The sequence below is a fragment of the Bradyrhizobium sp. WSM1417 genome (assembly GCF_000515415.1).
GTDB lineage: Bacteria > Pseudomonadota > Alphaproteobacteria > Rhizobiales > Xanthobacteraceae > Bradyrhizobium.
Genome location: NZ_KI911783.1, coordinates 3,526,164 through 3,539,691 on the forward strand (window position 1 = coordinate 3,526,164; position 13,528 = coordinate 3,539,691).

8 protein-coding genes are annotated in these 13,528 nt (G+C 65.1%); 6 read left to right on the top strand and 2 right to left on the bottom strand.

Annotated features, from left to right (window positions below; translation table 11 throughout):
- Positions 1-8 precede the first annotated feature (8 nt).
- The 6 genes from otnI (at position 9) to BRA1417_RS0117010 (ending at position 10,421) form a co-directional block, all read left to right on the top strand.
- Positions 9-791, top strand: a complete 783-nt coding sequence (gene otnI / locus BRA1417_RS0116985; RefSeq protein WP_027516788.1) for a 2-oxo-tetronate isomerase — start codon at positions 9-11, stop codon at positions 789-791.
- Positions 788-2,077: a 3-oxo-tetronate kinase gene (gene otnK, locus BRA1417_RS0116990; RefSeq protein WP_027516789.1), complete on the top strand. Its 1,290-nt coding sequence runs from the start codon at positions 788-790 to the stop codon at positions 2,075-2,077. Before otnI ends, otnK begins: the two co-directional genes overlap by 4 nt.
- 169 nt (positions 2,078-2,246) lie before the next feature.
- Entirely contained in the window at positions 2,247-3,938 is a 1,692-nt protein-coding gene (locus BRA1417_RS0116995) for a methyl-accepting chemotaxis protein (protein ID WP_027516790.1), read from the top strand.
- 254 nt (positions 3,939-4,192) lie between these two features.
- The gene (locus tag BRA1417_RS0117000) at positions 4,193-5,887 is read left to right on the top strand and encodes a methyl-accepting chemotaxis protein (RefSeq protein WP_027516791.1); all 1,695 of its coding nucleotides are present in this window, start codon (positions 4,193-4,195) and stop codon (positions 5,885-5,887) included.
- Between the two features lie 165 nt (positions 5,888-6,052).
- Complete coding sequence (locus tag BRA1417_RS0117005; protein ID WP_027516792.1) at positions 6,053-9,232, top strand: efflux RND transporter permease subunit; 3,180 nt, start codon at positions 6,053-6,055, stop codon at positions 9,230-9,232.
- Positions 9,219-10,421: an efflux RND transporter periplasmic adaptor subunit gene (locus BRA1417_RS0117010; protein ID WP_027516793.1), complete on the top strand. Its 1,203-nt coding sequence runs from the start codon at positions 9,219-9,221 to the stop codon at positions 10,419-10,421. Before BRA1417_RS0117005 ends, BRA1417_RS0117010 begins: the two co-directional genes overlap by 14 nt.
- Positions 10,422-10,564: 143 nt before the next feature.
- Here the strand turns inward: BRA1417_RS0117010 and BRA1417_RS0117015 are convergent, their stop codons facing one another.
- Positions 10,565-12,082, bottom strand: a complete 1,518-nt coding sequence (locus tag BRA1417_RS0117015; RefSeq protein ID WP_027516794.1) for an acetyl-CoA acetyltransferase — start codon at positions 12,080-12,082, stop codon at positions 10,565-10,567.
- 116 nt (positions 12,083-12,198) lie between these two features.
- The gene (locus BRA1417_RS0117020) at positions 12,199-13,332 is read right to left on the bottom strand and encodes a nitronate monooxygenase (RefSeq protein WP_027516795.1); all 1,134 of its coding nucleotides are present in this window, start codon (positions 13,330-13,332) and stop codon (positions 12,199-12,201) included.
- Positions 13,333-13,528: the final 196 nt, after the last annotated feature.

The window sequence follows — 13,528 nt, forward strand, 5'->3', positions numbered from 1 at the left end:
GGATTCCCATGCCCCGTTTTGCCGCCAATCTCTCGATGATGTTCACCGAGGTGCCGTTCCTCGACCGCTTCGACGCCGCTGCGGCAGCCGGCTTCACCGCCGTCGAGTTTCTCTTTCCCTACGAGCATCCGGCCGAGGCGGTCGGCGAGCGGCTCAAGCGCAACGGCTTGACTCAGGCGCTGTTCAACCTGCCGCCGGGCGATTGGAATGCCGGCGAGAAGGGCTTTGCGGCACTCCCGTCGCGATTCCCCGAGCTCAAGGCGAGCCTGGAGACCGCGCTGCCCTACGCCAAGGCGACCGGCGTCAAGCGGCTGCATTTGATGGCGGGCATCGCCAACCGCGGCGAGCGCGTCGCCATCGAGGCGTTCTACAAATCGGTGGCGTGGGCCGCCGAGTTCTTTGCGCCGCACGGCATCGACATCGTGCTCGAGCCGATCAATGCGCGCAACGTGCCGGGCTATTTCCTAAACGATTTCGGCTTCGCGCGCGACCTGATCCAGGAGCTGCGGCTTCCGAACCTCAAGCTCCAGTTCGACATCTATCACTGCCAGATCATCCATGGCGACGTCACGATGCGGCTGCGTGAGATGATGCCGGTCATCGGCCACATCCAGATCGCCAGCATCCCCTCGCGCAACGAGCCTGATGGCGAGGAGCTGAACTATCCGTTCCTGTTCGACGAACTCGACCGGCTCGGTTATGCCGGCTTCGTCGGCTGCGAATATAATCCGCGCGGCAAAACCACCGACGGCCTTGCCTGGTTCAAGCCTTATGCGGGAGTGAAGCCGTGACAGTTGGAGCGAAAATATCTCTTGGCTGCATCGCCGACGACTACACCGGCGCCTCCGACCTCGCCAACACGTTGACGCGCGCGGGCCTGCGCACGGTGCAGACCATCGGCGTGCCCGCGGACGATCTCGCGCTGCCCGAGGTCGACGCCGTCGTGGTGTCCTTGAAGAGCCGCTCGATCGAGGCCGGCCTTGCCGTATCGCGCTCGCGCGCGGCCGAGACATGGCTTCGCGGCCGCGGCGCCGGCCACGTGCTGTTCAAGATCTGCTCCACCTTCGATTCCACCGATGCCGGCAATATCGGCCCGGTGATGGACGCGCTGCGCTCCGATTGCGGCGAGGCGGCCGTGCTGGTGACACCGGCCTTTCCGGAGACCGGCCGCACCGTCTATCAGGGCAATCTGTTCGTCGGCACCGTGCCGCTGAACGAGAGCCCGCTGAAGGACCATCCGCTCAACCCGATGCACGATTCCAACCTGGTGCGCGTGCTGGCGCGCCAGAGCAAGACGCAAATCGGCCTCGTCGGCCTCGCCACTGTCACGGGCGGCGCGGATGCCGTGCGGGCGCGGCTGGCCGAACTCGCGGGCAAGGGCATTGGCGCGGCGATCATCGACGCCGTGTTCGATCGGGACCTCGAAACCATCGGCCTCGTCGCTGTCCAGCATCGGCTGTCGGTCGGCGCCTCCGGCATGGGTCTTGGGCTGGCGCGGGCGCTGGTCTCGACAGGCAAGGTCACATCGACAGCGGCGAGCAGCGAGGTGGGGGCAGCGGTCGGCGGACCGGCGGCGTGCCTGGCCGGAAGCTGCTCGCAGGCGACGCTTCAGCAGATTGCGAATGCCGAGCGCGTCATGCCGGTGCTGCATCTCGATCCGGATCGTATTACTACGGGCGAGGACGAGGCGCAGCGCGCACTGGCTTGGGCGAAACCGCGACTGGCCGACGGTCCGGTCCTGATCGCATCGAGTTCGACGCCGGATCAGGTCGCCGCGCTCCAGGCGCGCCACGGCCGCGACGCGGCCGGTCACGCCATCGAGCAGGCGATGGCCAATATCGCCGAGGGTCTGGTCCAGGCCGGCGTCAAGCGCCTGGTCGTTGCCGGCGGGGAGACATCCGGCGCCGTGGTCGACCGGTTGAAGATTCCCGGATTTCTCGTGGGAGCAGAGATCGCAGCCGGCGTCCCGGTGCTGCGTGCGGTCGGTGCTGAAAAAGGCGACATGCTGCTCGCCTTGAAGTCCGGAAATTTCGGCGGCGCGGAGTTTTTCTCCGACGCGCTTGGGCTCATGCACTGAGCGCAGGGCATTTTTAGCACCCTGTTCATTTGTTTCGGGCTTCGTACTCGTACGGAGTCGTCGTTAACATCTGCTCAGGTGCTCTCGTGTTGGATGTCGGTGCTGCTCCCTTAGGTTGATTCGTAAAACTCCCGGACGCGCCGCCGCGCCAGCACAAAGAGACTCCATAATGCTCGCCACCATTTCCATTCGCGCCAAGATCATCAGTGTCGTGGCGTTCCTGCTGGTCGCGATGGCTGGCATGGGCCTGCTCGCCGTCATGAAGATGCGGGCCATCAACGCCAACACCGTCGACATCACCACGAACTGGATGCCCAGCGTGCGCGTGCTCGGTGACCTGCGTGCCGGCGTGATCACTTACCGCAACGTCATCCGAGAGCATATGCTGTCGGAAACGCTGGACGAGAAGCTCGCGATGGAAAAGACCCTCGCGACTGTGATCGAGGCCAACACCAAGTTTCGCAAAACTTACGAGGACATGATCACCTCGCCTGAAGAACGGGTACTCTACGGTGAATGGTCGAAGCTCTGGGAGGAGTACAAGAAGGGTACCCAGGAGGTCATGGCGCTGTCGCGCAAGGACGCCAACAAGGTCCCGCACGAAGCGCATGAGCTGAACACGAAGACGGTCAACAAGATCGGGCTTCAGGCCGACGAGGTCCTGCGCAAGGACATCGAGCTCAACACCAAGGGCGGCGACCAGGCCGCTGCGGATGGCGCCGACAGCTATTATCACGCGTTCATGCTCGTCGCGATCATTCTCGCCGCCGCTGTCATTATCGGCATCGGCGTCGGCTTCTACCTCGTCCGGGACGTCTCCAGCGGCATCAATTCGATCATCGAGCCGATGCAGGCGCTGGGCAAGGGCGAGCTTTCCGCCGAAGTCCCTCATCGCGGCGAGAAGACCGAGATCGGCGCGATGGCCGACGTGCTCCAGATCTTCAAGGAAGCGCTGATCGCCAAGAAGGCCGCCGACGAGGCTGCCGCGGCCGATGCGGAAGCCAAGATCGAGCGCGGCCGCCGCGTCGACAACATCACCCGCGAATTCGAAACGATGATCGGCGAGATCGTCCAGACCGTGTCGTCGGCCTCAACCCAACTCGAAGCCTCCGCCTCGACGCTGACCTCGACCGCCGACCGCTCGCAGCGGCTGGCGACCACCGTTGCAGGAGCGTCGGAGGAAGCCTCGACCAACGTGCAGTCGGTGGCCTCGGCCACCGAGGAGATGGCCTCATCGGTCGGCGAGATCAGCCGCCAGGTCCAGGAATCGGCCCGCATGGCGGGCGATGCCGTCGGCCAGGCGCGCACCACCACCGAGCGCGTCAGCGAGCTCTCCAAGGCAGCGTCGCGCATCGGCGACGTCGTCGAGCTCATCAACACCATCGCAGGCCAGACCAACCTGTTGGCGCTGAACGCGACCATTGAAGCCGCACGCGCCGGCGAAGCCGGCCGCGGCTTTGCGGTTGTCGCCTCCGAGGTGAAGGCGCTCGCCGAGCAGACCGCGAAGGCGACCGGTGAGATCGGCCAGCAGATCTCCGGCATCCAGGCGGCGACCAACGACTCGGTCGGCGCGATCAAGGAGATCTCGTCGACCATCGAGCGTCTGTCGGAGATCTCGTCGGCGATCGCGGCGGCCGTGGAAGAGCAGGGCGCGGCGACCCAGGAGATCGCCCGCAACGTCCAGCAGGCAGCGCAGGGCACCCAGCAGGTTTCCTCCAACATCACCGACGTGCAGCGCGGCGCGACCGAGACCGGTACGGCCTTCTCGCAGGTGCTGTCGGCGGCACAGATGCTGTCGAAAGACTCGAACCGGCTCAAGACCGAAGTCAGCAAGTTCCTGACCAACGTCCGCGCGGCGTAACGACGGACGCGCGCGGCGTAAACCCCCGCGTCAACATCCATTGACGAAAGAGCGGCGCCGCAAGCGCCGCTCTTTTTTTTCGAACGCCGGTAGCCTGATGTCGGTAGCAGGTACCATCATGGTGGTTCCGCGGAAGTGGGCGGGTGGTCTCCTTCATTGATAGTTAAATTCGGCTTACGAGAATGGTCTCAAGGACCGCCGGTTGCAGCCCTGATTGGAATAGCCGCTTATTTCATCCAACTTTTGGGGCTCACATGCGCAAGAATTTACCCGTCACCGATGTCGAATATCCCGTCAGCGACGAGACGCTGATCGTCTCCCGGACCGACCTCAAGGGCAAGCTCACTTACTTCAACGACGATTTCCTTGCCGCTGCGGGCTTCACGTCCGCGGAGCTGATGGGCCAGCCGCACAATATCGTCCGTCACCCCGACATGCCCCCGGAGGCGTTCGACAATCTCTGGGACACGCTGAAGGCCAGCAAGCCCTGGCTCGGCGCGGTGAAGAACCGCCGCAAGAACGGCGATTTCTACTGGGTGCTGGCGACGGCATCGCCGATTCGCGCGGACGGCCAGGTCACGGGATTTACGTCGATCCGCACCAAGCTGCCAGCCGACCAGCGCAAACTGGCCGAAGAGGTCTACGCGGCGATCCGCGAGAAGAAGCCGCATGGTTATCGCGTTGACGCCGGCATCATCCGCCGCCGCTCGCTGCTCGACCATTTTGCGATCTTCACCAGGACGCTGAAGGCGCGCCTGGTCACCACGATGGCGCTCCAGTTGCTGTTCGTGCTCGCGCTTGGCATCGGCGGAGCGCTCTCGACCGGCGGTACGACCAGCCTGAGCCTGGCGCTGCTGGCCGTCGCCGGCGCTGCCGTCCTCGGCTTCGCCGGCCTCACGACCATGCGCGCTGTCCAGGGCCCTATGCAGCAGCTCAACGAGACCTTGGTCAACCTCGTCCAGGATAAGCTGGACAACCGCATCGTGATCCAGCGCGACGACGAGATCGGCGAAGCGCTGCGCAACCTCCAGACCGTGCAGACCATCATCCGCTTCAGCCGCGACGAGGTGCAGGCGGTGCAGCGCCGCGCCGCGGGACAGCGCAAGGCCGACATGACAAAGCTTGCCGACGGCTTCGAGGCCGCGGTCAGCGAAATCGTCGAGACCGTGTCCTCGGCGGCGACCGAACTCGAGGCCTCGGCCTCGACGCTGACCTCGACCGCCGGTCGGGCGCAGGAATTGGCGACGGTGGTCGCGTCCGCCTCGGAAGAAGCTTCCACCAATGTCCATTCAGTGGCGTCCGCGGCCGAAGAGATGTCCTCCTCGGTGCGTGAGATCAGCCGGCAGGTGCAGGAATCCGCCCGGATCGCAGGGGAGGCCGTCAGCCAGGCGCAATCCACCACCGAACGTGTCAGCGAATTGTCGCGGGCGGCGTCGCGGATCGGCGACGTCGTCGAGCTCATCAACGCCATTGCAGGCCAGACAAATCTGCTGGCGCTGAATGCGACGATCGAGGCGGCTCGTGCCGGCGAGGCCGGCCGCGGCTTTGCGGTGGTTGCCTCGGAGGTGAAGGCGCTTGCCGAGCAGACGGCCAAGGCCACCGGCGAAATCGGCCAGCAGATCGGCGGCATTCAGACGGCGACGCAGGAATCGGTCGGTGCCATCGGCGAGATCAGCGGCACGATCGCCCGCTTGTCGGAGATCTCCTCGGCGATCGCGGCGGCGGTGGAGGAGCAGGGCGCGGCGACCCAGGAGATCGCTCGCAACGTGCAGCAGGCGGCCCAAGGCACCCAGCAGGTGTCGGCCAATGTCGGCGAGGTTCAGCACGGTGCTTCCGAAACCGGCTCGGCGTCCTCGCAAGTGTTGTCGGCCGCGCAGATGCTGTCGCGCGACTCGAGCCGCCTCAAGCTCGAAGTCGGCAAGTTCCTGGACTCGGTCCGCGCCGCATGAGGCGGCCGCATGGCCGCAGTGCGTGTTCCGCAGTGCGGTAGCACGGAAGTGAAGGCTGGAAAGTCGCCGGAGATTGGTGTTTCCGGCGGTGCTCGGGTAAAGGGAGGAAGGGATCCCCGTGGGGGCGGATTCCGCATCCTCGCTTGACCTGGAATTTTCCGGCGAATGATTGCTCTGGTCCGTATTGCCCTGAGCCGGCCCTACACGTTTGTCGTGCTCGCGCTCCTGCTCCTGATCATTGGACCGCTGGCGGCGCTGCGGACGCCGACCGACATCTTCCCGGACATCCGCATCCCCGTGATCGGGGTGGTCTGGCAATACACCGGCCTGCCGCCCGACCAGATGTCGGGTCGCATCACCACGCCGTTTCAGCGCGCGCTGACGACGACGGTCAACGACATCGAGCACATCACCGCCAATTCCTATAACGGCTTTGGCATCATCAAGATCTTCTTCCAGCCGAACGTCGACATCCGCACCGCCAACGCGCAGGTCACCGCCATCTCGCAGACGCTGATCAAGCAGATGCCGCCGGGCGCGACGCCGCCTCTGATCCTGAACTACTCCGCCTCCACCGTGCCGATCGTCCAGGTGGCGCTGTCGGGCGACGGGCTGACCGAGCAGAACCTCGCCGATATCGGCATCAACCAGCTCCGTACGCCGCTGGTCACCGTGCCAGGCGCCGCGATCCCTTATCCGTTCGGCGGCAAGCAGCGCCAGATCCAGATCGACCTCGACCCGACCGCGCTCCAGGCGAGGGGCCTCTCCGGCCAGGACGTCGCCAACGCGCTCGCGGCCCAGAACCTGATCACGCCGGTCGGCACCCAGAAGATCGGGCAGTTCGAATACATCATTCAGCTCAACAACTCGCCGCTGAAGATCGACGAGCTCGGCAATCTGCCGATCAAGACCGTCAACGGCGCGATGGTCTATGTGCGCGATGTCGCGACCATCAGGGACGGCAACCCGCCGCAGACCAACATCGTCCATGTCGACGGCAACCGTTCGGTGCTGATGATGGTGCTGAAGGCGGGCGCGACCTCGACGCTCGACATCATCGCGGGCATCAAGCAGAAGGTGATCGACGTCAAGGACCAGCTGCCGGACGCGCTCAAGATCGGCTTCATCGGCGACCAGTCGGTGTTCGTCCGCGGCGCCATCGAAGGCGTCGCGTTCGAAGGCGTGATCGCGGCGCTGCTCACCAGCGTCATGATCCTGTTGTTCCTCGGCAGCTGGCGCTCGACCGTGATCATCGCGGTCTCGATTCCGCTCTCCGTGCTCGGCGCCATCATCATGCTGTCAGCGATCGGCGAGACGCTGAACATCATGACGCTCGGCGGGCTGGCGCTGGCGGTCGGCATTCTCGTCGACGACGCCACCGTCACGATCGAGAACATCAACTACCATCTGGAGCAGGGCAAGCCGGTCGAGCAGTCGATCCTCGACGGCGCCAACCAGATCGTGACGCCGGCCTTCGTCTCGCTGCTCTGCATCTGCATCGTGTTCGTGCCGATGTTCTTCCTCACCGGTGTGGCGCGCTTCCTGTTCGTGCCGATGGCGGAAGCGGTGATGTTCGCGATGATCTGGTCGTTCCTGCTGTCGCGTACGCTGGTGCCGACCATGGCGAACTATCTGTTGCAGGCGCATGTCCATCACGAGGACGGTCCGCCGAAGTCGCGCAATCCCCTGGTCTGGTTCCAGCGCGGTTTCGAGGCTCGCTTCGAGCGCATTCGCGGCGGCTACCACAATTTCCTCGGGCTCGCGCTGGCGCACCGTCCGGTGTTCGTGATCGGCTTCCTTTGCGTGGTCGGCGCGTCGTTCGCGCTGGTGCCGTTCCTCGGGCGCAACTTCTTCCCCGCGGTCGATGCCGGCAACATCCTGATGCATGTTCGCACCCAGGTCGGCACCCGCGTGGAGGAGACCGCGAACCAGCTCGCCGACGTGCAGAAGGCAATCCGCAAGCTGATCCCGGGCGAGATCGAAACGCTGACCGACAACATCGGCATGCCGATCTCCGGCATCAACATGACCTACAACAACACCGGCGTGATCGGCCCGCAGGATGGCGACATCCAGATCAAGCTGAAGGAAGGCCACAAGCCAACCGAGGAGCATGTGCGCGTGCTGCGTGAGCAATTGCCGCGGCTGTTCCCCGGCGTCAGCTTCGCATTCTTGCCGGCCGACATCGTCAGCCAGATCCTGAACTTCGGCGCGCCGGCGCCGATCGACCTGCAGATCCGCGGCGCCAATCTCAGTGCCAACTTCGCGTATGCCAACACTCTGCTGGCGAAAGTCCGCAGGATTCCCGGGGTCGCGGATGCGCGCATCCAGCAATCGCCGAACAATCCGACCTTCAACATCGATGTCGACCGCACCCGCGCGCAATATGTCGGCCTGACCGAGCGCGACGTCACCAACAGTCTCGTGGTCAATCTTGCCGGCTCCTCGCAGGTGGCGCCGACCTACTACCTCAATCCGGATAACGGCGTGTCCTATTCGATCGTGATGCAGACGCCGCAATACCAGATGGATTCGCTCAGTGCGCTTCAGACGCTGCCGATCACGGCTGCCGGCAATACGCAGTCGCCGATCCTCGGCGGCATCGCCGACATCAGGCGCTCGACCTCGAGCGCGGTGGTCTCGCAATACGACATCCAGTCGATGGTGCAGATTTTCGCCACGACCTCGGGCCGCGATCTCGGTGCGGTCGCGACCGACATCCGCCAGGTGATCGCCGACACCGCCAAGGAGGTGCCGAAAGGCTCTTCGGTGGTGCTGCTCGGCCAGGTGCAGACCATGAACAGTGCCTTCACGGGCCTGCTGTTCGGCCTGCTCGGAGCGGTCGTCCTGATCTATTTCCTGATCGTCGTGAACTTCCAGTCCTGGTCCGATCCCTTCGTGATCATCACGGCGCTGCCGGCCGCACTCGCCGGCATCGTCTGGATGCTGTTCGCCACCGAGACGACGCTGTCGGTGCCGGCGCTGACCGGCGCCATCATGTGCATGGGCGTTGCCACCGCCAACAGCGTGCTCGTGATCTCGTTCGCCCGCGAGCGCTACGAAGAGCTCGGCGATCCCATCGCCGCGGCGCTCGAAGCCGGCTTCGTCCGGTTCCGCCCGGTGCTGATGACCGCGCTCGCCATGATCATCGGCATGGCGCCCATGGCGCTGGGGCTCGGCGAGGGCGGCGAGCAGAATGCGCCGCTCGGCCGCGCCGTGATCGGCGGCCTGATCTTTGCAACCTTCGCCACGCTGATGTTTGTTCCCGTGGTGTTCAGCATGGTACACAAGAAGCAAGGCGCCAAAGCCGCCGCCCTCCAGGAGACCCCGCATGTCGCCCACTGAATCCCGCTCCCCGGTGTCGCACCGGAAACTGGGCCTTTTCGGCGTGGTGGCGCTGATCGCGGCGGGACTGGTCGTTGGCACCGGCATCCGTGCCCGCGAGGAGCAGGGCTCCAAACTGAAGGCATGGACCGATGACCAGGCCGTTCCCAGCGTCGCGGTGACGCTGCCCAATGCCAAGGCTCTCAACGCGACCATCGACTTGCCGGGCCGTCTCGAAGCCTATTATCGCGCGCCGATCTTTGCCCGCGTTCCCGGCTATCTCAAAAGCTGGAGCGCCGATATCGGTGCGCGGGTGAAGGCCGGTCAGGTGATCGCCGAGATCGAGGCGCCCGACCTCGATCAGCAATTGCTTCAGGCCCGCGCCGACCTCGCCAGCCAGCAGTCCAGCGCCAGGCTTTCGGAAGCCACCCTCAACCGCCGCAAGACGCTGGTCGCCTCCAACTTCGTCTCCGCGCAGGAGATCGACGAGCGTACCGCCGATCTCTCCAACAAGAACGCGGCGGTTCGCTCGGGCCAGGCCAACGTCGAACGCCTCGAAGCGCTGGCCGGCTACAAGAAGATCACCGCTCCGTTCGACGGTGTGGTCACGGCGCGCGACACCGACGTCGGTGCGCTGATCAATTCGGGCGGCGGCTCGGGCCCGGCGATGTTCGTGGTCTCCGACATCACCAAGCTGCGCGTCTACATCAACGTGCCCCAGAACTACGTGCCCGCGATCAAGATCGGCGCCAAGGCTGCCATCGTGCTGCCGGAGTATCCGAACCGGACCTTCCAGGCGACGGTGGAGGCTTCCTCACAGGCGGTTGACGTCGCCTCCGGCACGACACGCATGCAGCTTGGTCTCGACAATTCCTCAGGCGAGCTGATGCCCGGCGGCTACGCCAGCGTGAAGCTCAGCCTGCAGCGCGACTCCGCGCCGCTCAGCATTCCCGCCAGCGCGCTGATTTTCAACGGCAGCGGCCTGCGCGTCGCAACTGTCGGTCCGGACGACAAGGTCCTGTTCAAGCCCGTGACCATCGCGCGGGACCTCGGCCGCGAGATCGAGCTCGCCTCGGGAATTGCAGCGGATGATCGCGTCATCACGGCACCACCCGACGGCCTTTCCGACGGCGACCAGGTCCGCGTGACCGGCGCCGGCGCCAAGGGCAAGCCGGCGACCGCGTCGGAAAAGCAGGCGCCGAAGGGGTAGGCTTCTTCACCTCGCCCCGCTTGCGGGGAGAGGTCGATCGCGAAGCGATCGGGTGAGGGGACTCTCCGCGAGTCCAACTCTCACCGTCCTTGCGGAGACTCCCCCTCACCCCGACCCTCTCCCCACAAGCGGGGCGAGGGAGATTAACCGCCCCTCCACTCCGGCACGCCATCGGCGGCCGTCGCGATCTCGCCCAGCGAACCCACCGGCGTCTTATTCATGTCGAGCAGATGCGCCAGTGTCGCGGTATCGCTCGCGGGAATTCGCGCCAGTGTGCGCCTGTCATCTTCGGTCCGCAACATCACCACGCCATGCTCGACATCGCCACTCCGGCCGTAGAGCACGGTAAAGCTCTCAACCTTGCCCTTGCCTGAGACATCCGTGACGAACTCCGGCACCGCGCGCTTGTTGCTATCCGCCGAAGCCTGCACGCTGGTCTCCTGTGCCAATGCTTCACGCGGCGGCACCTTCGACACCACCAGCGCATGATGCTTGGTGACGAAGCCGCCCTGGCCGTAGAGCAGGCCGAGCTTTGCGCCGTCGCGCACACGCCGCACCATCGCGCAGGCTGCATGCGTCATGTAGGTGTTGAGCGGTGCGCCGAAGAAGGTGAGGCCGCCTGTTACGGTCGGCTGCACGTTCGCACCCAGGCCCAGCGTCCGCCGCGCCATCTTGGGCACGCACGGGAAGCAGCTATAGAGCTCGATCGCGTCGAATTTCTTGCCGTCGCCGCCGGCGAGATCCATCACGGCCCTCAAGACGGCGTTCTGCGGATGGCTCTCGTAAAACTGGTCACGCAAGAGATAGTCGCGCGGTTCTTCCGCCGAAGCGCCGCCGAGCGGGTAGACGAGCTTGTCCTCGGCGATGCCGGCCGCGCGCGCCTTGGCCAGGCTGGTCAGCAGCAGCGCGCCGCCCATGTTGACGCTCGGGTTGGCGACCATGAGCTTGTTGTAGGGCCAGGCGATCAGGCGGTTGTCCGCCGTCGGCGTCGTGATTTCGTCGGGCGTATAGCGCCGCTTCAGCCAGGCGTTGGGATTTTGCGCAGCGGCCTCGGAATAGCGTGACCAGAGTGTACCCGACTCTGCCATCGCCTCGCGCGGCGTCTGGCCCCAATGGGCGGATGATGCGGCTTCATAGAACGGATACACCGTGACCGGCCGGAACACACCCAGCTTCACGGCCAGCGGTTTCTGGAACGCTGCGCCGCGTTTCGGCTCCTCGACGTCATGGGCGAACGGCGTCCATGGCAGCTTCGCGCCGGCGCGCTCCGCCTTGGTCGCGGTCGACTGTGCCTCCGCGCCGCAAACTGCGGCAACCCTGCATTCACCGCGCGCAATGCGCTTTGCGGCTTCGTGGATGTAGCGGATCGGGCTCTCGCCGCCGACCGGGCCGTAGTGGCAACGCGCAGGCGTGATGCCGAGCCGTTGCGCCAGCAGTTGCTCCGGATCGCGATAGCGCCAGCTCAGGAAGTTGACGACGTCGAGCGACTGCACCTCGCCGAGCAGCTTTGCCCCGGCATCAGCTTCCGCGCGCAGCAAGGCCTGTTCGAGCAGGTCGAGCGGCTCGAGGCCCTCGGTGATCTCCTTGGGACGGTCGACGATCTCGCCGACGCCGACGATGACGGGGATGCGGTCTTCGGGGGTATTTTTCTGGTCTGTCATGCTTCAATTCACGATGTCAGTTGTTCGTCATTGCGAGCGCAGCGAAGCAATCCAGGATCTTTCCGCGGTGATAGTCTGGATTGCTTCGCTGCGCTCGCAATGACGGTGTGTGGCAATCACTCCGCCACCAGCGCATTCATGTGCTCGACGCCTTCGGCAAACTCTTCCTTGAATTCCTGAACCACCGCGCCGGCCGATTTCACGCTGTCGATCAGCCCGACGCCCTGGCCGACGAAGTAACTCACGAGATCGCGCGCCTTGGCGTTGCCGCCCGCCGCCGCGCGGTCGATCGCGTTGAAGGCGTCGCGGCTGACAATGCTTTGCAGCGGCATAGGCAATGCGCCGGGGCTTTCGGGTGCGCGGTCCCAGGCGTCGGTCCAGACCGAACGAAGCTGCCGTGCCGGCTTTCCGGTGCGGCCCTTCGAGCGCACCGCATCGCGCGACGATGCCGCGATCATCTTCTCGCGAAAGATCTCCGTGGTCTCGGACTCGACGGTGGCAAGCCACACCGAGCCGGTCCAGACGCCGGCCGCGCCCATCGCCATGCAGGCCGCCATCTGCCGACCCGTCATGATGCCGCCGGCGGCGAGCACCGGCACGTCGCGGATATTCTTGATCGCCTTGATCACCTCAGGCACCAGCACCATGGTCGAGACCTCGCCGCAATGGCCGCCGGCTTCGGTGCCCTGAACCACGAGGATATCGACGCCGGCCGCGACCTGGCGCAGCGCGTGCTCCTTGGCGCCGACCAGCGCCGCGACCGGCACGCCGTGCTTCCTGCCCATCTCGATCATGGCCTTCGGCGGCACGCCGAGCGCATTGGCGATCAGGCGGATCGGGTGCTTGAATGAGACCTCCAGCAGCTCCAACGCGGTCCTGCCATCGAACGGCTGCGGCTGGTTGTCGGCGACCTCGGTGGTCGTGAGTTCGATATCGTATTTCTTCAGGAGATCGCGCGTGTAGTTGCGGTGCTCCTGTGGCACGCGCGCTTCAAGGCTTTTCCAGGTGACGTTCTTCTCGCCCGCAGTCGAGATGTTTTCGGGGATCAGAACGTCGACGCCGTAAGGCTTGCCGTCAACGTGCTCGTCGATCCATCTCAACTCGCGTTCGAGGGTATCCGGCGTGTGCACGGTCGCACCCAACACGCCAAATCCGCCGGCGCGGCTGACGGCGGCGACGACATCGCGGCAATGGCTGAAGGCGAGCAGGGGGAAATCGATGCCCAGCATGTCGCAGATCGGCGATTTCATCGTTTCCTCCGGCGGCCTGCGCATCTCGTTGCTTTCGCTGGCGAAGCGGTGACGACGCTAACTCATCACTGTCGGCGATCCCATGCCGGATTCCCCCGCTGTTCTTGCGTGCAGGCGTCGTCAATCGGGAGCCCGCGAGGGTATGGTGACGGCTGATCGCATGACGCGGTCGCGAGGCCCGCGCCGGACGCAGGGC